At 32.6% G+C, this 20544-nt stretch carries 19 protein-coding genes; 5 read left to right on the top strand and 14 right to left on the bottom strand.

What is annotated here, in order from left to right; all coding sequences use genetic code 11:
- The first annotated feature begins 158 nt into the window (after positions 1-158).
- The 4 genes from def (at position 159) to rnjA (ending at position 3390) form a co-directional block, all read left to right on the top strand.
- Positions 159-716: a peptide deformylase gene (def, locus tag RYK07_RS01535; protein WP_314852063.1), complete on the top strand. Its 558-nt coding sequence runs from the start codon at positions 159-161 to the stop codon at positions 714-716.
- Positions 709-1407 (top strand): HAD family hydrolase, encoded by a 699-nt coding sequence (locus RYK07_RS01530; protein WP_314852062.1) that lies wholly within the window; start codon positions 709-711, stop codon positions 1405-1407. Before def ends, RYK07_RS01530 begins: the two co-directional genes overlap by 8 nt.
- Positions 1408-1477: 70 nt before the next feature.
- On the top strand, positions 1478-1693 hold the full coding sequence (locus tag RYK07_RS01525) for a DNA-directed RNA polymerase subunit epsilon (protein ID WP_314852061.1): 216 nt from the start codon (positions 1478-1480) through the stop codon (positions 1691-1693).
- Positions 1693-3390, top strand: coding sequence for a ribonuclease J1 (rnjA, locus tag RYK07_RS01520; RefSeq protein WP_314852060.1), 1698 nt, complete (start codon positions 1693-1695; stop codon positions 3388-3390). The genes RYK07_RS01525 and rnjA overlap by 1 nt, the downstream gene beginning before the upstream one ends.
- A 27-nt stretch (positions 3391-3417) precedes the next feature.
- On the opposite strand, the gene abc-f is transcribed toward rnjA, so the two are convergent.
- The 12 genes from abc-f to RYK07_RS01460 form a co-directional block, all read right to left on the bottom strand.
- Positions 3418-4896 (bottom strand): ribosomal protection-like ABC-F family protein, encoded by a 1479-nt coding sequence (gene abc-f / locus RYK07_RS01515; protein WP_314852095.1) that lies wholly within the window; start codon positions 4894-4896, stop codon positions 3418-3420.
- Between the two features lie 114 nt (positions 4897-5010).
- A complete protein-coding gene (locus tag RYK07_RS01510) occupies positions 5011-5964 on the bottom strand; it encodes an ABC transporter substrate-binding protein (protein WP_314852059.1) in 954 nt (317 codons plus the stop codon).
- Positions 5965-5973: 9 nt separating this feature from the next.
- Positions 5974-6723, bottom strand: a complete 750-nt coding sequence (locus RYK07_RS01505) for an ATP-binding cassette domain-containing protein (protein ID WP_314852058.1) — start codon at positions 6721-6723, stop codon at positions 5974-5976.
- Entirely contained in the window at positions 6701-7690 is a 990-nt protein-coding gene (locus tag RYK07_RS01500) for an iron chelate uptake ABC transporter family permease subunit (RefSeq protein ID WP_314852057.1), read from the bottom strand. Before RYK07_RS01500 ends, RYK07_RS01505 begins: the two co-directional genes overlap by 23 nt.
- Positions 7687-8652, bottom strand: coding sequence for an iron chelate uptake ABC transporter family permease subunit (locus RYK07_RS01495; RefSeq protein ID WP_314852056.1), 966 nt, complete (start codon positions 8650-8652; stop codon positions 7687-7689). The genes RYK07_RS01500 and RYK07_RS01495 overlap by 4 nt, the downstream gene beginning before the upstream one ends.
- A 752-nt stretch (positions 8653-9404) precedes the next feature.
- A complete protein-coding gene (locus tag RYK07_RS01490; protein WP_314852055.1) occupies positions 9405-9926 on the bottom strand; it encodes a phosphatase PAP2 family protein in 522 nt (173 codons plus the stop codon).
- Positions 9927-10799, bottom strand: coding sequence for a DUF368 domain-containing protein (locus tag RYK07_RS01485; RefSeq protein ID WP_314852054.1), 873 nt, complete (start codon positions 10797-10799; stop codon positions 9927-9929).
- Between the two features lie 59 nt (positions 10800-10858).
- Positions 10859-11983: an RNA polymerase sigma factor RpoD gene (gene rpoD / locus RYK07_RS01480; protein ID WP_314354000.1), complete on the bottom strand. Its 1125-nt coding sequence runs from the start codon at positions 11981-11983 to the stop codon at positions 10859-10861.
- A 15-nt stretch (positions 11984-11998) separates the two neighbouring features.
- Positions 11999-13828, bottom strand: coding sequence for a DNA primase (dnaG, locus tag RYK07_RS01475; protein ID WP_314852053.1), 1830 nt, complete (start codon positions 13826-13828; stop codon positions 11999-12001).
- Positions 13829-14051: 223 nt separating this feature from the next.
- On the bottom strand, positions 14052-14663 hold the full coding sequence (gene rpsD, locus RYK07_RS01470; RefSeq protein WP_006702788.1) for a 30S ribosomal protein S4: 612 nt from the start codon (positions 14661-14663) through the stop codon (positions 14052-14054).
- 210 nt (positions 14664-14873) lie between these two features.
- Positions 14874-15635 carry an acyl-ACP thioesterase domain-containing protein gene (locus tag RYK07_RS01465; protein ID WP_314852052.1) on the bottom strand — a complete coding sequence of 254 codons (762 nt, stop codon included), beginning with the start codon at positions 15633-15635 and terminating at the stop codon, positions 14874-14876.
- Positions 15636-15647: 12 nt separating this feature from the next.
- A complete protein-coding gene (locus RYK07_RS01460) occupies positions 15648-16238 on the bottom strand; it encodes a hypothetical protein (RefSeq protein ID WP_314852051.1) in 591 nt (196 codons plus the stop codon).
- Positions 16239-16317: 79 nt separating this feature from the next.
- Here RYK07_RS01460 and RYK07_RS01455 point away from each other — a divergent pair, with 79 nt between their 5' ends.
- The gene (locus RYK07_RS01455; protein ID WP_314852094.1) at positions 16318-17622 is read left to right on the top strand and encodes a hydroxymethylglutaryl-CoA reductase, degradative; all 1305 of its coding nucleotides are present in this window, start codon (positions 16318-16320) and stop codon (positions 17620-17622) included.
- Positions 17623-17693: 71 nt separating this feature from the next.
- Here the strand turns inward: RYK07_RS01455 and RYK07_RS01450 are convergent, their stop codons facing one another.
- Positions 17694-18221: an adenine phosphoribosyltransferase gene (locus tag RYK07_RS01450; RefSeq protein WP_314354006.1), complete on the bottom strand. Its 528-nt coding sequence runs from the start codon at positions 18219-18221 to the stop codon at positions 17694-17696.
- A 2-nt stretch (positions 18222-18223) separates the two neighbouring features.
- Positions 18224-20539: a single-stranded-DNA-specific exonuclease RecJ gene (gene recJ, locus RYK07_RS01445; RefSeq protein WP_314852050.1), complete on the bottom strand. Its 2316-nt coding sequence runs from the start codon at positions 20537-20539 to the stop codon at positions 18224-18226.
- Between the last annotated feature and the right edge of the window lie 5 nt (positions 20540-20544).

Genomic DNA, 20544 nt, shown 5'->3' with positions numbered 1-20544 from the left:
AGAAAAATAGAACATTGGGTAGTTTATTCCCTCCTTTTAAACCATTCTTAGTCTTTCTAGAATAAACTCTTGAAAGAAGCTTTCTACCATGGTCTTCTTAGGAAAAAAATGGTATAATGCTAGAGGAAAAGAAGCAAATAGGAGGTAGAAAAATTAAAATGATTACAATGAAAGATATTGTCTTAGAAGGTCATCCTGCCTTGAGAAAGCGAGCGGAAAAAATTAGTTTTCCACTATCAGATGACTTGCAGCATTTAGCAAAAGAAATGCTTGAATTTTTACATAATAGTCAAGACGAAGAAATTGCTGCAAAATATGAATTACGTGCTGGAGTTGGTTTAGCTGCTCCACAATTAGGAAAAGAAATTCAAATGATTGCTCTTTTAATTCCTGGATATGAAGATGAACCTGCCCTACTTGATGAAGTCTGGATTAATCCTCGCATATTAAGAGAATCTGTTAAGAAAACTTGCTTAAAAGAAGGCGAAGGTTGTCTATCTGTGAATAGAGACGTTCCTGGAGTCGTATTACGACCTCAAAGAATTACTGTAAAATATTTCACACCAGAAGGTGAAGAAAGAGTTAAAACTTTGACGGATTATGAAGCGATTGTTGTTCAGCACGAAATTGATCACTTAAACGGAGTCATGTTCTATGATCATATTAACCAAGCTCAACCACAATATATTCCTGAAGGAGCTGTCGTAATTGGATAAGAAAATTGCAGTGATATTTGATTTAGATGATACCCTTTATTCTAAGAGTGAAGTGTTTTTTAAAACGTTTTGTCAATTCGCAACACCAAGTATAGATGCAGAAAGTCTCTATTTAACTTATCAAAAAAGAAGTGATGAGGCTTTTGAAAAATTTTCTGCAGGAGAAATTACTCTTTCTCAATCGCATCAAGAACGAGTTTCCAATACTTTTAAAGATATAGGGATTGAGTTATCCTCTGAAAAAATTCAAGCTTTTATTAAAGCTTACCAAGACACTTTAAATGCTATTACCCTTTCTGAAGAATGGATTGAAGTATTTCAACAATGTAATAAAGAATCATATCAAATCGCTATTTTGACGAATGGTCCAACAAACCATCAGAAAAATAAACTGTATCAATTAAACTTATCCAAATGGATTCCTGAAGATTTTTGGTTTATTTCAGAATCTATTCAAGCGAAAAAACCAAGTATTCAAGCTTTCCATCATGTCGAATCAAAAATTTCTGCTGATGAGTATTTTATGATTGGAGACGATGTCCAAACAGATATTACTGGAGCTATTCAAGCGAATTGGCATCCGATTCAATTTACAAAATATCATCAAATGGATCCAGGAAAGCTCTCTTGTGATGTAGCTAAAGAACCGAAGGATGTATTTCCTTTAATCCAACAAAAACTACACAGATAATTGTACTTAAAGTGTACTTTTATGTTAAAATAATTTTTGAAAATAAATTGAACAAATAAGGAGTTATAAAATGATTTTTAAAATTACTTACCAACCATCAAAAACTGAAGCACCACGTCGTGAAAATACTTTATCTCTATATGTAGAAGCAAAAGATAAAGTTGAAGCTCGTCGTTTAGTTGACGAAAATACTGAATATAATGTTGAATTCATTCAAGAATTAGATGAAAAACATTTAGCATATGAACAAAAAAATCCTGATTTCAAAGTTACGGTGTTTAACTAATGAAACCAACAATCAAAAATAATGAAACGGGCGTATTCGCTTTTGGTGGTTTAGGTGAAATCGGAAAGAATACCTATGGCGTCCAATTCCAGGATGAATTAATTATTTTAGATGCTGGAATTAAGTTCCCTGAAGATGATTTATTAGGAATTGATTATGTTATTCCTGACTATAGCTACATTATTCAAAACCAAAGTAAAGTTAAAGGTCTCTTCATCTCTCATGGACACGAAGACCATATTGGTGGTATTCCTTTCTTAATTAAACAAGTGAATATTCCAATTTATGCGACTAAATTGGCAATGTCACTTATTCGAAACAAGCTTGAAGAACACGGCTTACTTCGAGATGCTATCTTACATGAAATAGATGAAGATTCGGTTATTAAATTTAGAAAAACTCAAGTAAGTTTTTACCGCACTACTCACTCTATTCCAGATGCATTCGGAATTGTCATTAAAACTCCTCCTGGAAATATTGTATTTACGGGAGACTATAAATTTGACTTTACACCAGTAGGACAACCTGCTAATTTACACAAAATGGCTCAAATTGGTGAAGAAGGTGTCCTAGTTCTTTTAGGGGATAGTACGAACTCAGAAGTTCCAGGATTCACGAAATCAGAACAAGTCGTTGGACAATCCATTAAAGAAATCATCCAACGTGTGGAGGGTCGTATTATTTTCGCTACTTTTGCATCGAATGTTTCTCGTTTAAAACAAGTAACAGATGTTGCAGTAGCAACTGGACGTAAAATTGCTGTCTTTGGACGTAGTATGGAAGCTAGCTTTGCTACTTCTCGTGAATTAGGATATATTTCTGCGCCAGATGATACATTTATCGATGGTCGTGATATTAATCAATATCCTGCCGAAGAAGTAATAATTTTATGTACAGGATCGCAAGGTGAACCAATGGCTGCCTTAAGCCGTATTGCCAATGGAAATCACCGTCAAATTTCTGTACAACCTGGAGATACGGTTATCTTCTCAAGCTCCCCTATTCCAGGAAATACAGCTGCTGTAAATCGTGTGATTAACTTACTATCTGAAGCTGGAGCTGAAGTTATTCATGGTAAATTAAATAATATTCACACTTCAGGACATGGTTCTCAAGAAGAACAAAAACTAATGTTACGATTAATGAAACCGAAGTATTTCATGCCCGTTCACGGTGAATACAGAATGCAAAAAATCCAAGCTAACTTAGCAAGTCAAGTTGGAATTCCTAAAGAAAATTCATTCATTTTAAGTAATGGAGATATTTTAGCAGTAACTAGTGACTCTGCTCGTCGTGCAGGACATTTCTATGCTGGAGATGTTTATGTAGACGGAAATGGTATTGGAGATATCGGAAATATCGTTTTACGTGACCGTAAAACTTTATCTCAAGACGGTTTAGTGATTGTCGTTGCAACTGTTGATTATGATGAACGTGAATTAGTAACAGGACCTGAAATTTTATCTCGTGGATTCATTTATATGCGTGAGTCCGGTGAACTATTAAATCAAGCTCAGCAAATATTAAAAGAAGAATTACAAGCCTTCATTAATGAAGCTGATGAGCCTTTAAATGAGAGATCATTACGTAATCTCATTATCGATACGTTAAATCCTTATTTATATAAACAAACCGCTCGCCGCCCAATGATTTTACCAGTCTTAATGGGTGTTAGCGCAAAAGATGTAGAAGAATAAAAAAAGTCGACGAGAGTCGACTTTTTTCTATATTTGTATGATTTTATTCGCAATATGATTTACAAACCGTTGATCGTGTTCAATTAAAACTAAGGTCGGTTTCACTTCTTTGATTAGTTCTTCAATTTGTATTCTTGAAATCACATCAATATAATTTAGAGGTTCGTCCCAAATATATAGATGAGCAGGTTTGGAAAGACTAATAGAAATTAATACTTTCTTTTTTTGACCATCACTATACAATTTCATATTTGTATCAAACAATTCTTTCGGAAAATCTAATTTACTTAAAATGGTCCGACAAGTTGTTTCATCTACTCCTTGACTATGAATATACTTCATTAAATCTCCTTCCAAGAATGAAGTGTCTTGTGAAATATATGAAAATTCTAAATGATTTGCCATTTTTAACTCACCAATATAATCAAGATATTGCCCCAATAAAATTTTAATAAGTGTTGATTTACCACATCCATTTGGTCCATTGATAGCAATTACATCCCCTTGATGAATTTCAAAATTGATATTAGAAAATAGTTTTCTTTCTCCAAATCGATAACTCAACTCACTAGCAGATATAAGCAAAGATTTATGATGTTGTAAAGGACGAAGGAATAAACTATCTGTTCTTTCAAGATCTTTTAATAAATTTTCTTTTTCTTCGATTGCTTTTTGCTGACGTTTTTCTAAGTTTTTGGTCTTTTGCATCATTTTTGCTGACAAACGTCCGATGTGTCCTTTATCTGGCTTTATACCAGAAATTTTCACACCATTCTTCGTATTTTCAACTTTATTCGACCAAACTTTTGTCTGTCTTGCTGCTTTATTTAATCGCTCAATCTCACTTTTAATTTTTTCATTTTGATTAAACTCATACTGATCTTTCGATACTTTATTTTCATACCATGACGTAAAATTCCCCGATTGTATATCAATTGAATTTCTGTTAAAAGAAATGACATGATTAATACATCCATCTAAAAAATCTCTATCATGAGAAATCAATAAAAATCCTTTTTTACTTTTTAGATAATCACTTACAATTTTTCTTCCATTCACATCAAGATGATTCGTTGGTTCATCAATTAGTAAAAATCCATTCTCTTTCGTAAATAATATCGCCAATAGAATTTTAGTTTGTTCTCCGTTAGAAAGGGTTTCAAATTTTCTATCCATAATACTTTCATCTAACTGCAACTGATGAAGCTCACGATACACTTTCCACTCATCTTCTTGCGCTGTCCACTCTTCCAGTAATTCTATCCCAGTCTTTGAAAAATCCAGATGATTAGGTGGAAATTGAACAAATTCAACACTTTTATGAATCTTTCCTTGATAAGATTCTTGTTCTAATAATAACTTAAACAAGGTTGATTTTCCGATTCCATTTCTACCAATTAACCCCGTTTTCCAATTTGTGTCTAAAGAAAAACTCACGTCATCAAACACAGGTTTTGTAGATGAAAAATACGAAAATGTTAAATTTTCAATTTTAATCAATGACATGATATCACCTCCATTTTGAATAACCTTTAACATTATTATAGCAAAATTTTATTTCATTAATAGCGTTAATTGTACAATAAGGACAAAAAAAGACGACTTGCGTCGTCTTAATCATTATTGAAATACATGTTGTAAGTCTTGTAGCATTAATTTAGTAGATTCTAATCCTCCACCACTTAAATACCATAAGTCAGAGGTTAAGTTTACTACTTTATTATTTTTTACAGCATTTGTAGCTTGAATTAATTCATTTTTCATTAAGGCATCTGCTTTAGAATTATCTCCACCAATTGCTAATGTACGATTTAATACAAATAAAACATCAGGGTTTAATTCACTAACACCTTCAAAACTAATTTCTTGTCCGTGTCTGCTATCTTCAATTTTAGCATCTGTTGGACGGAATTTTAAATCTTGATATAAGAATCCAAAACGTGATTGTGCGCCAAATGCAGACATTTTACCTTCGTTTAACATAATTGCTAAACTTTTTTCGCTATGTTTTTCATTTTGAGATGCAATTGTATCAATAACTGATTGTAATTCTTTTACTTGAGCACTTGCTTTTTGTTGAGTTTCTTCGTTAAATAAACTTGCTAAGCTTTTTACATTTTTTTGGACAGAACCCCAATAATCTTTACTATCAACATTAAAGATTACAGTTGGAGCAATTTCTTTTAATTGAGGGATAAAATCTTTTGTACGTGCAGAAGCAATAATTAAGTCAGGTTGCATTGCTGCAATTGCTTCGATATCTGGTTCTTTCATGCTTCCTACATTTTGTACTTTTTCTCCTAAATCTTTAATATACGTTGGTAATGGTTTTGTTGGCATTCCTGCAATTGCGTCTTCTTTTCCAATGGCACGTAATGTATCTGCTGCACCTAGGTCAAAAGTCACAATTTTCTTTGGATTTGACTTCACTTCAACAGTTTCTGAACCATCTGTTAATTGTACTTGTTTCACTGAATTTTCTTGTGTAGTGGGTGTTACATTTGTTGTTTTTGTACCACAAGAAGCTAATAAAAATGTTGCTCCCATAACTACAGTTGTTAATAATTTTTTCATACTTTTCTCCTACTTTACTGTAATATATTTTTTTCCTGAAACTTCTATCACTTCGATATCAATTTCATATAATTCTGATAAGGTTTGATTCGTAACCACATCCATGGTTTGGCCATGAAACTCACATTTTCCTTCTTTAAAGGCTACTAAATAATCAGAAAAGTTAATTGCCATATTTAAATCATGCATAACAATGACGACTGTTTTATCCAGATTTTCTACCATATAACGCAGTAATTTCATAATTTCTACCGCTTGTTTTAAATCTAAATGATTTAAAGGTTCATCTAATAAAATAATTTCTGTATCTTGAGCTAATACCATTGCGATAAAAACTCTTTGCATTTGTCCGCCTGATAAAGTTTGTATCGAACGTTCTCTTAACTCTAATAAATTCGTATGTTTTAATGCTTGATCAATCATTTGATAATCAAGTGTCGATAACTTTCCTTTTGAATAAGGATAACGACCAAAGCTAACTAACTCTTCGACTGTTAAAGATACTTGAAATGATTGATTTTGTTTTAAAACGGATAATTCTTTTGCGAGTTCTTTTGAATTCCAAGCTTCAATTTCTTTACCTTTAATCCATAATTGACCAGAATCTTTTTGTAATAATCGACTCATAATGGAAACTAAAGTCGATTTTCCTGCTCCATTTGGTCCGATAAAAGCTGTTAACTGATTTTTTGGAATCGTTAATGAAACGGAATCGACAACTACCGTATCATATGCTTTATGAATATTTTTTAATTCCACTACGGTACCTTCCTTTCAATAACAATACAAAATATAATAATCCTCCAAACCATTCAATAACAACACTAATTGGAATATTTAATTGGAAGAGCTTCTCGATAACCAATTGTCCTCCTAGCAATAAAATACTTCCTAATAAAAATGCGATAGTCCACATTTGTATGTGTCGGTAATCTTTAATCCATTGATACGTTACATTGGCAATCATAAATCCTAAAAATTGCATCGGACCTACTAATGTTGTCGATAGACTTGTTAGTAACACAATTACTAATAAAATCCACTTCTCTTCTTTCGCTACATTTACACCTAGTATTTGTGCTTGAACTTTCCCAAGATGAAATACATTTAACACCATATGTTTTCTTATTAAATAGATTACTGAGATAGCTGTTAATATGACCACTACAATGACTAATTCACTTTGATGATGCATTCTTTGGAAGGAGGGAAATAATTTTCCTTCCAATTTATCAAATTCATTTGGATCCATTAATACTTGAACAAATGTACTTAAACTTCTAAACAATGTTCCAAACGCTAAACAAATGAATAATAGCATCGAAAATGGAATCGATAATAAATCATTAAAGGCTCGATAAATAAGAAAGAAAAATATTATCTGCAACACAATTGTGAAGATTGAAATCCATAGATTTGGCGCTGTTTCCATTCCTAGACTTAATTGCCCCCAATAAACCAATGTTTGAAACAGTACAAAGACACTCTCAACTCCAAGAACACCCGGTGTTAAAAATCGGTTTTGTACAATTGTTTGGAAACTAATGGTCGATATCGAAACACATAAACTAACTAATAAAATGACTAGCCATTTTATAACTCTCTTTTTAAATAAGAGGACAGAGAATTTTCCCATATTTCCGATTGGAAAAAATAAGAAAATAGCACTGATAATGAGTAATAAGCTTACTAATGTAATTGTTAATAGAAGGGTTCTTTTCTTCATCGAATGCTCCCCCTTCTTTGCGAGCTAATTCTTAAGATTTGACTAATTAAGAGTCCAGCTCCAACAATCCCTAAAATCAGACTAACTGATACTTCATAAGGCGGAATAACTAATCGAGCTACAATATCGCATGCTAGAACTAGTACTGCACCTAATAGAGCTGTTTGTGGAATCGTCTTTTTTAAATCATCTCCCGATAAATAGCGTACTAAATTTGGAATAATAATTCCTATAAAAGGAAGTGATCCTACCGTTATCATCGTGACACTCGTTGTAAGTGAAACGAGTAATAATGTTAACCATTCTAATGTCTTATAAGAAATTCCTAAATTCAAACTAATCGATTCTCCTAAATTAGCAATCGTATAAACATGTGCTAATTTTGTAGAAACAATTATGATAATTAAACCAAAGAATAACCATTCGTATTGGTGAGTTTGAATCATGGAGAAGGATCCTTGTGTCCATGACGTTAAACTTTGAACGAGATGAAATTGATACGATATCATATTTGTAAAGGCTGAAATCATTCCACTAAAAATTAATCCTACTAAAGGAATCATCCACTTCTCTTTCAATTGTAAGGATTGCTGAATCATAATAAAAACAATCGTAAGTGCAAATGAACATATAAAGGCACATAGCATTTTCTGAAATAAGCTAGGTCCATTAAAAAAGAATAAACTTAATAATAGTCCTAATTTTGCTGCTTCAGTGGTACCAATTGTACTAGGTGCTGCAAATTCATTTTGCGTCATTGTCTGCATTAATAATCCTGCAATACTCATAGAACTTCCCGCCAATATCACACTCAATAGTCTTGGAACTCGAGATAACCAAAAGACTTGTTGCATTTTAACATCTTGTTGAATGAATAGTTCCCAAGAAAATGTTTGCGCTCCAACTGATAAAGATATTAATGATAGAATGAGCAAAAGGATGCTTAAATGCTTAAATTTCATAATCTCTCCTCTCTAATTGATAATCATTCTCAATTACATAAATACTAGTTTACCAAAAATTTCTGTGATTGCAATGGGTTGGGGGAAGATTGGACTTATTCTAAAATAGTATGTATAGACTTTTTTGATACAGTAGCAACGGACGCAAGCAAACCCGATGGGTTTCATTGCTAAAAATTGAGCCTAGGTCTCAATTTTTCCGATAATATAAGCCAATTTTGGCTTATATTATTTATGCTACTGTAAGAAGTCTATGGAGAGACCATTCATTTACTTTTTTCCGAACTTGATTGTGTTTCATTTTTTAACTTAAATTCTTATACGTGATACGTTAGCAACGGACTTCAGCTATAAAAAGCTTTTACTCTTTTTTCATTTCTACTTTATTATTCGTAATATATAAGCTATAATATTAACAAGAAAACGTTATCAAATTTTATTATGATTATTAGGAGGTTTTGTTATGATGGTTATAAATCCTCAAAGGTATAAAAATGGAGATACTTTTTATAAACTTTAATCTAAAACTCTATTGGATAAAGTGTTTAAAATCATTATGGAAAGCTTTTTCTATAAAGGAGGAATTTATATGAACGGTGTTTTAATTGTTGCAGGTGTATTTGCGTTAATTTTTATTGGATTGATTATGAATTTCAAAAAGATAGTTAGATGGATAAAAAATATTTAATATTTAGCTTCAAAGTAAAAAGGTATAAAAGCATTTGCTTTCGCTCTGCTTTTATACCTTCTTCTTATACAAATCTTTTATGTTTTGATTGGCTCCATTTTACGGTGATCCAGCCGCTGAATGTTCCTACGATTGCTCCTGCTAATACATCTGTTGGATAATGAACGTATAAATACATTCTTGAAAAAGCAATGAGACTAGCTAGTATAAACGCCAAAATCCAGTACTTTTTCATACGAAGGAAATACAATACACTCACTATTGTAAATGAAATAGCTGTATGCCCTGATGGGAATGAATAGTCTATTGGTTTTGAAATTAATAAAGACACCGCTGAATTAACCTCATAAGGACGAGTTCTTGCTACGATAGGTTTAATGAGACCATTACACAAAATTGTATTGATTACTACCGCAATAGCTAATAGAATCCCTAGAGATCTTGTTTTCTTATTCATTAACAAAACTGCAATTATCGCTAACCAAATGAATCCAACATTCCCTAATGAAGTAATAAAAATCATGATAGAATCTAATATTGGATTGTGTAATTTTTGAAATCCATCAAGAATTTGTAATTCTGTCATCTATTTAGAATCCTTTTCTTTTAATTTTTGTAATCCTAATACTAATAACAACCCAACTAAAGCTGCAATTGGTGAAAATGTTGAAAAATTCATTGCTTCTTGAGGAATTTTTAATGTCGTTGGTCCCATTACAATTGCATAAAATGAACCAATCATCATTCCAATAATGCCATAAATCATTTGACTACGATAATGTTCTAAACAATATTTAATGGCTTTAACTACAAATAAAGCTCCAGCTAACACTCCTAAACCAAAAATAGCTAAACTTGGAATATATGCTAATTGGAAAGTTAATACTGCTTTTACAGCAAAAACGACTGGAATATAAGCTCCAAAAATTAATAATAAAGTTGAACCAGAGATTCCTGGTAAAAACATTGCAGAAATAGCAATCATTCCAATAAAGAATAATTTAATGGAAGCTACAAGAGAAAACTGGCTTAAATCAAAACTACCTTTACCTGTACGAGAATTCATCCAAGTAATTCCTGCAACAATAGCCACTCCTACTAAAATATAAAAAATTCCCACTAATGGTTTTTTCAAAGATTCTTTTTCTTCCATCATCATTAAAGGAATAGCCCCTGCAATAAATCCAATAAATAAAGAACTTACTCCATAAATATGTGATTCAAATAATGAAGATAATACTAAAATGGCACTGACCATTCCAATAACCCAACCAATTCCTAATTTTACTAAATAAGTAAAAGCTTCTTTCTTCTCCTTTTTACTTCCAAATGCCATATCATGAATGGAACCAATAAATTGGTCATAAAACCCCATAATAAAAGCTACTGTTCCTCCAGAAACTCCGGGAACACTATCGGCTAATGCCATACAAAAACCATTTAAAATTTGACGAAACATAAGTTTCTCCTTTCATTTATAAATAAAGAGACTAGGCTACTGCCCAGTCTCCATCAATATTAGTCTAAGAAATCTTTCAATTGTTTTGAACGACTTGGATGACGTAATTTGCGAAGTGCTTTCGCTTCAATTTGACGGATTCTTTCACGAGTAACTCCAAATACTTGGCCTACTTGTTCTAATGTACGGATTTCTCCATTTTTGTCTAGACCAAAACGTAAACGTAATACATTTTCTTCACGATCCGTTAATTGTTCTAATACTTCATCTAATTGTTCTTTTAATAATGCATAAGCTGTATGTTCAGCTGGACTTGTTGCATTATCATCTTCAATAAAGTCTCCTAAATGTGAATCATCTTCTTCCCCAATTGGAGTTTCTAATGACACTGGTTCTTGAGCAATTTTTAGAATTTCTCTTACTTTTTCAGTTGGTAAATCCATTTCTGCTCCAATTTCTTCAGGAGTAGGTTCGCGTCCTAAATCTTGTAATAGTTGTCTTTGGATACGAACTAATTTATTGATTGTTTCTACCATATGAACTGGAATACGAATAGTACGTGCTTGGTCAGCAATCGCACGAGTAATTGCTTGACGAATCCACCATGTAGCATAAGTTGAAAACTTAAATCCTTTTGTATGGTCAAATTTTTCAACAGCTTTCATTAAGCCCATATTTCCTTCTTGAATTAAATCTAAAAATTGCATTCCGCGTCCTACATAACGTTTCGCAATCGAAACTACTAAACGTAAATTAGCTTCTGCCAATTCTTGTTTCGCTTCTTGATCTCCTTGTTGAATACGTAAAGCAAGGTTTACTTCTTCATCCGCACTTAATAATGGAACACGTCCAATTTCTTTTAAATACATACGAACAGAGTCATTAATTTTTACATTTGACGATAAAGCTGTTTCGTCTTCTGTCATTTCTACTTCAGGTTCTTTTGAGGATTCTGAAGATAATTGACGACTAGTTGGTCCACCATCTGCATCTACTACACTCACACCAGCATCCTCGAATTGTTGGATTAACTTATCCATTCCTTCTGCATCTAATTCATATGGAATCGCAATTTGCGCTGATAAATCATCATATAAAATTTGCCCAAACAATTTTCGTTCTGCTAGCAATTTACTTGTAGCTTCTTTTAGCGTTTGACCATTCTTATTGTTTTCAACTGTCATCCACTATTCCTCCATTCATGATTTTTTTAATTGTTTCTGAATATTAACTAACTCCATCATCAATTGATTTGCTCTAGTAGCATCATTTGATAATTGAGCTTCTTTCATTTCTTGCATACATCTTTGATATTGTTGTTTTAAATCTTCTTTTTTTGATAAAAAGTACATTAAGTCATGAATTTCTTTTTCCGTACATTCTTCAGGCATTTCTAGCCATTCAATCATCGATAATAAATTACGATTCACTGCATCGGATTCATCTAAAAAATTCATAAATTCTTGTACAAGTAATTCTTCAAGATGCTGCTCACGATAGCTTCTCAACAAAATATAAAATTGTTGATAATCTACATATGGAAATTCAAACTCTTCATTTTCTCTTGCTAAATAACTCCACGCCTCCGGAGAATGTAATAGACGATACAGAAGTTGCTTTTGAGAAACTTCCATTGGACTATCCTGTGAAATTTTCATAGGACTTACCGTCCACTCCCCTGTTGAGTGAGAAGATTGTTGCTTGAATTTTCTCTGAACAAAATTGACTTGACTAGAAAGTAATTCTACAGAAATCCCAAACTCATCTGCTAATGATTTAATCGCAAATTCACGTTCAATAGGTTTAGAAATTTTTGCTAATTCAATCGTCATTTGTTCTAAAAATTGTACTTTTTCTCGTTCAATTTCTAATCGATATTGTTTTGAAAAATATCTCTTTTTAAACTGGAAAACAGATTCTGTATGATGAGCTAATTGTTCAAGATAAGCTTCTGCACCTCTTTGTTGAATAAATTCATCTGGGTCCTTTCCAGCATCTAAAGATAAGATTGAAATCGTTAAAGCTGAATTTTCCTGCAATAATTCAATTGCCCGATTCGTTGCATCTAAACCTGCCCTATCACTATCATAGGCAATAATAATTTCATTTGCTACTCGTGATAAGATTTGGATTTGTTCTTTTGTTAAAGAAGTCCCCATCGATGCTACACCGTTTTTAGCACCAGCTTGCCAAGAAGCAATGACATCCATATATCCTTCATATAAGACAACTTGTCCGGATTTACGAATCGCTGATTTTGCTAAATCATAATTAAATAAGAACTGTCGCTTATTAAAAATAGGTGTTTCAGAACTATTTAAATATTTTGCTTCTTGTTCATCGACCATTTCCTCATCATTAGGTAAAATCCGACCAGAAAAAGCAATCACTTTTCCTTGCTCATTACGAAGCGGGATCATAATTCTATGATAAAAACGATCGATAAAATCATCATTTCTTGCAATGAATAGTCCTGATTCTTCCATTTGTTGAGGTGTTAATGGGATTTGTTTCATCAAATTCGTCACATAAGTGCGATCTTTTAATGCTAGTCCCATTTTAAAGGTTTGAATCGTCTCTAGTGTATATCCTCTATGTTGAAGATACTCTAAAGCTTTTTCACCGCCACGTGTTTGTAATAACACATGTTGATAAAACTCAGCAGCTTTTTCATGAGCTGTTATTAGCGGTTGATGAGTATCTTGAACCGATGGTCGAGAACTCAAATATTTATTTTCAAATGGGATTTGAGCTAATTCTGCAACTTTTGCTACGGATTCAACAAAAGAAAGTCCTTCAATTTCTGAAATAAATGAAAAAACAGTTCCTCCTCTACCACAACTAAAGCAATGATAGATTTGTTTTTCCTCAGTTACTGAAAATGAAGGTGTCCGTTCATCATGAAAAGGACAATGGCCAAAATAGTTCTTCCCTCGTTTTTTCAAAGAAACATACTGACTTACAATATCGACAATATTTACTTGCGATTGAATCTGATTCAGCGTTTCTTCAGGGATGACTTGACTCATAAACTGCCTCCTTTTCCTGAATTATTAAGGAACTTTTCCTTTTACACCTAATATCCCTAATGATACAGGATATATATTATCATCAATTGAAAATTGTTTCAACTAATTTAGCTTTTCTATTCTAAAAAATATCATTCTATTTTAACTGAAATTTAAAATATAAAAAACTCAAGAATCGCTACTATTTTAACGATTCTTGAGTTCGATAAATCTAGGAATAATCCTAGCCTAATTTGTTGTAATATTCAACGATTAATGATTCGTCAACATCAGATGTTAACTCATCACGTAATGGTAGACGGTTTAATGAACCTTCTAATTTTTCTTCATCAAATGTAACAAATTCTGGACGTCCATATAAAGATTCTAAAGATTCTTTAATGATTGTTAAGTTACGTGATTTTTCACGAACACCAACAACATCTCCAACTTGTACTTGGAATGAAGGGATATCTACACGTTTACCATTTACAGTAACGTGACCGTGGTTTACTAATTGACGAGCTTGACGACGAGTTGAAGCTAATCCTAAACGGTAAACTACGTTATCTAAACGTTGTTCTAGAAGGATCATGAAGTTTTCACCATGTTTTCCTTCTTTAATTTTGCCAGCTTTTTTGAATAATGTAGCAAATTGACGTTCGTTCATACCATACATATGACGTAATTTTTGTTTTTCTTGTAATTGTTGACCATACTCAGATAATTTACTACGGTTATTTGGTCCGTGTTGACCTGGTGCGTATGGACGACGAGCGATTTCTTTTCCTGTTCCTGAAAGTGAAATGCCTAAACGACGAGATAACTTCCAGCTTGGTCCAGTGTAACGTGACATTGAACATTCCTCCAATAATAAAAAATTTTTTTTGGAGTAAAATAATTGCGAAACAGTAGATTCGTGCAGTCTCTACTAGGGTTCACCTTTGCAGCCGTGGTTACTACCTTCCTCTTAATGGATAGGACTGTTGACGAGCTTCTCTTATTTCTGCTGCATATTTTACACAAAAATTATTGTATCAGATGTTTGAATAAAATGCAAACTATTTTATACGATTTCTTCCCATTCCATTTGAATATTCGCACATCGATTTCCATCCTGCGAAATTAAATGATACGTTTGTCTTCTCTCTTGACTTTCTAATGTATTTTCTTCCCATAAAGTCGAACATGAAATCGTTGATTCTGGTAATACTTCTTTTTCATATTTAATCACAACTTGTTTCAACTGATGATCCTCTAAAAACTCCATTCCTAATTCACTAAAAGCAAAATCAAAGTAACGAGCATTATTGACGTGGAGATTAGCATCAATATCATTAATTCGTATTTTGTATTCTCCCGTTGTAGCATCTGAAAAATCTTTTTTAGGAATTCGAGTTGCTTTTCTCATTTCTTTTCCAATAGATAGTGGATATTCCAACACAATTTCTTCATCTATTGAAACAATTTTGCGTGCCTTCATATCAAGCATTGCAAATGTCGTGATACATTTAAACAACTCTTCTCTTTCTTTTGAAAGAATACGATATTCACGGTAAGTAAAAAATTTATTATAGCTAATCGCTTGTGTTTCAATGATAACTTCTTCATCTACTTTTGGCATACGCTGAATCTCAATTTCGTGTTGAATCACGATCCATGTATAGCCTTTTTCATAAATTAAGTTTGGATTTTGTAATTGTTGTTGTTGCTTTCTAGAAGCTAACATCATCATTCCTAGAGCTTGGCTTAATAACAAATTTCCTTTCCAATCACATTCATAAGGAAGAATTGTACGCTCTATTTGGCAAATTACGTCAACCGTCATAGCAGCCTCCTATTAATTCCAAATATCTTCACTATTTTCATTTAATACCGATACAATTTCTCCTTTATGGAAAATCACAATTGTATCTGTTGGTAAATGCATCATATCATAAAAACTAGGATAATCCGGGAAAATTTCATAAGCTTTTGCTCCTGATAATGGTTGAGATTCAATTTCTTGATCCACAGGTGCTACATACCATGTTTCATCATCAAAACGATGCGCATAAAAATCTTCCACTTCAAATGTATGATTTGCAATAATAACAGGACTATCAAAACGGAATGGAACTAACTTTCCTAATGTTTTCGTACGTTTCCCTGCTTTAAATGTTTTTTGAACAATTTCTAAGAAATAACTACAATCTGTAATCCATTCCTCTAATTGTTTTTGTTCATAATTTGGAACGCAAACATGATACTCATTTTCAATGGACACCACTTTAATATTTCCATAATGAATTGGAATCAATTGATTTAATTCTTCTAAATTTTCTTCAAAATACTCTTCTACAATCGTTAATAAATCTTCTGCTTCTTTTTGGTAAGTCTCTTTTGCTTCTACAATAAATAAACATTCTTGAATTGTTCTTGTAAATTTCATTTCATCACTCCTTGTATTCTAGTATACAGTATTTGAAACATTTTTTCTTGTATCTTCCCCTCATACTAATAAATTTGTTATACTAGAGTCACTAAGGAGGCTTATTATGAACGAGCATTTATTTTATAAATTTTATCAAAAAACACCGCTAGAAAGAAAAAATATTTTAACAAACTTATCTCATTTATCAGATGAAAAAAAATCAAACTTATTAACTGGATTTAACTTACCAGAATCTGTAGCAAATCAAATGATTGAAAATCAAATCGGACTATATGACTTACCACTTGGAATTGTTCCTGAAGTTACCGTAAATGGTAAAACTTATACTGTTCCTATGGTAACAGAGGAACCTTCCGTCATCGCTGCAGCAAGTAATGGTTGTAAAATCATTCATCGTTCTGAGGGATTTACTACTACTCAAGAAAAGAGAGAAATGATTGGTGAAATTGCAGTCTATGATTCCCCATATTCTATAGAACAAATAGAGAAAAAACTTTCAAAGGAAATCGAATATTTATTTACTATTGCTCATGAAGCTCACCCTTCTATTGTCAAACGTGGTGGTGGAATCCAAAAGATTTGGGTAGAAGAAAAACAACATCCAAATCATACGTTTTATGTATTTTATATTTCTGTAGATACAAAAGAAGCAATGGGGGCAAATATTTTAAATACGATTTTAGAAGCCTTAGTTTCTCCTATCGAAACTTTTACGAATGGAACTTGTATTATGGCAATTTTATCGAATTTAGCAACTCATTCTGTTGTCACGACTACTTGCCGAATTCCATTCGAACAATTAGAAACAAAGACAATCTCAGGTGAAGAAATTGCCCGTAGAATTGAAATTGCTAGTGAACTATCCCAAGTCGATCCTTATCGAGCTGCTACTCATAATAAAGGAATTATGAATGGAATTGATGCAGTCGTTATTGCAACTGGTAATGATTGGCGAGCGATTGAAGCTGGAGCACATGCATATGCAACTCTATCAGGAACTTATCAACCTTTTAGTAAATGGTTCATCCGTGATGATAAGGAATTAGTAGGAACATTAAGTATTCCAATGCCTATCGGAACAGTTGGTGGTTCTATAGCGATTCATCCTGCTGCTCAATTTGCTCATGAATTATTAATGAATCCATCCGCTAAAGAATTAGCCGCAATTATTGCTTCTATTGGTTTAGCACAAAATTTTGCCGCATTAAAAGCATTAGTAACCGATGGGATTCAAAAAGGACATATGAATTTACAAGTAAAATCTCTAGCTTTAACGGCTGGAGCAACAGAAGAAGAAATTCCACAAATTATCCAATTACTGAAAGAACAAAAACATTTAAATTTAGAAACCGTACAAAAAATATTAGAAAGCATTAGATAAGTATAAAAGCCATGAGATTCGCAAATGCGAATATCATGGCTTTCGTTACTACTTCAGAAAAATCTATTTCTTTATCTTTCGTCTTCAGTGTATTCCATCAATGTAAAGATGTCATATTCTTCGATTTTTTCACGGCCTTTTAAGTCTGTTAATTCCACTAAAAATGCTAAACCAACAACTTCTCCGCCTAATTTTTCAACTAATTTAGCACATGCATCCATTGTTCCACCTGTTGCTAATAAGTCATCACAAATTAATACTTTTTGTCCTGGTTTTACTGCGTCTTTATGTAAATGCAATTCTGCAGTACCATATTCTAAATCATATTCTACAGAAACTGTTTCACGAGGTAATTTTCCTTTTTTACGTGCTGGTGCAAAACCAATTCCTAATTCATATGCAACAGGACATCCAACGATAAATCCACGAGCTTCAGGACCAACAATCATGTCAGCTCCTCTACTTTTCGCATAGTCTACAATTTGTTGTGTCGCATATTGATATGCTTTCCCATCTGCCATTAAAGGTGAAATATCTCTAAAAATAATACCTTCTTTAGGGTAGTTTGGTACACTTGCAATGTAATTTTTTAAATTCATTTTTATTCCTCCATATTTGTCAGCCAATTTGTTAATTCGGAAAATTGACTATAGATAAATACTCTTTCGAGCCAAAGTTCTTCTTGCAATTGTTTCATTAAAGATGACTGCATTAAATCCATAGATGTGGAATCTGGATTTAATCTTAAACAGCCGTTTTCTATTATAACAAATTTTAATTCAAAAAACACTTTTAAAATTACTTTAAATTGATCTAATGGAATTTTTAAATAATTTGCTAATTCTCCAGTTTTTTCATTATAGGGGACATTTGAATGTGTTTTTAAATATTGATAAACTGCCACAAATCTTTCCCTTGTCGGAATCCCCATTGTCATAATAGATTTTTGAGTATATGCTATAATATACATTTTTTGCGTATACGAATGTTTACGAAATTCTTGAATGACTTCTTTAGATTGCGGACAATCAAATAATACAATCGATTCAAAATCCTCTTGTTTTTCTTCTTTTATCCATTCTTCCATTGAAAAGACTTTAGAACTTGTATCAATTCTTTCACTCACTAATGGTTTTAGAGCATCTCTTTCAACTAAATAAACTGCCTTCTTCACTGATAAATGTTCTGGTCGAATTTTATTTGTACGCCAATCAAAAATTAACGCATCTTTAACAGCAATATCTTTTAACATTAATTGAGGTAAACGGTTTTGTTGCCATTCATTAATTTCTAAAGTTCCAATGACTTCAATCTCTGCTTGAAGATTTAAGCTATCTGCCCATTCTCCTTTATTAAAAATTAAAGCCTGTAACTGATTCTGTTCAGAATTCAACGTTAATTTTAAATGCTGCTGTTGAGCTCCAATCTTTTGTTTTTGACCTACTAATATATTACTAATTTTAAAAATCGGTTCAGCATTATTCGTTCCATATGGTTTTAATGCTTGAAGAGAATCGATAAACTCAACATTTACTTGTGAAAGTGATAATGCTTCTTCGATAGGAATTACTTTTTCATCTTCCAACAATTCGGGATGCTGTTTCGCATAAGTTTCAATAGCTTCCATAAACCCTGGTAACATCACTGTTTCGACACTTAGTCCAGCAGCCATATGATGGCCTCCAAATTTAGCTAAAGACTCTTGGCAATAAGATAGTGCATCATAGAGATTAAACTGAGCGCAAGATCTTGCAGAACCTTTTGCCATTAATCCATCTGATTGAATTCCTAAAATAATCGTCGGTTTTTGTAATTGTTCGACGATTCGACTCGCAACAATTCCTAATACACCTTCATGCCAATTAGATTGAGCTAATACTAACACTTTGTGATCTATTTGAGCTTTGGCCAATTCCAATGCTTCAGCTGTAATATCATCTACAATTTGTTTTCTCTTAGCATTTTCTTGTTGCATTAAAGTCACAACTTCTTGAGCGACTTCATCATCAAAAGTTGTAAATAAAGCAACTCCTGGAGTCGCATCTCCAAGTCTTCCAAGAGCATTTAAACAAGGACCTACTTGAAACCCTATTGTTTTTTCATCTATTGAACCAGGAGTTAATTGTAATTCTTGAAATAAATAACTTAACCCAATTCGCTCCGTTTGATTTAATTGTTGCAAGCCTAATTTTACTAAACTACGATTTTCATCCGTTAAGCTAACTAGATCTGCAATTGTTCCAATACAGGCAATTTCTGCTAATTCAACAGGAAGTTCTCCTAATAATGCATGTGCTAATTTAAAAGCAACTCCTGCTCCAGATAAATCTCCAAATGGATACTCACCATCTGGATGGCGAGGATGAATCACTGCATAAGCTTTAGGGAGAACAGGAGGAATCTCATGGTGATCTGTTACAATAACATCACATTGTTGACTCATTGCCCATTCAACACTTTCATGAGCAGCAATTCCACAGTCAACCGTTATAATTAAAGATACTCCTTTTTCAAGATACTCTTCAAAAACACGGATATTCGGACCATATCCATCTATAAAACGATTTGGCAAATAATATTCTACTTGTGCACCCATCATTTCTAATGTTTCGTATAATACTGCAGTACTAGTAATACCATCAGCATCATAGTCCCCGAATATTAAAATACTTTCATCCGTTTCAATCGCTTGTTGAATACGTTGAATCGCTTTTTCCATATCATACATTAAATATGGATCATGCCATAATGTCGGTGAAGATGATAGAAATTCTTGAATTTGTTCCTCAGTTTGATATCCTCTTCTCCTACAAATTTGAATCAATAAAGGAGAAAGTCCTAATACTTTCGCAATTTCTTTTGAACTTTCCTCTATTTCATTATTGACTAAATCCCATTTAGCATTTGCAAAAGACATCCTAT

It is taken from the genome of uncultured Granulicatella sp. (assembly GCF_963528315.1).
Taxonomy (GTDB): Bacteria; Bacillota; Bacilli; order Lactobacillales; family Aerococcaceae; genus Granulicatella.
This window is presented reverse-complemented; position numbering and strand designations above follow the sequence as displayed.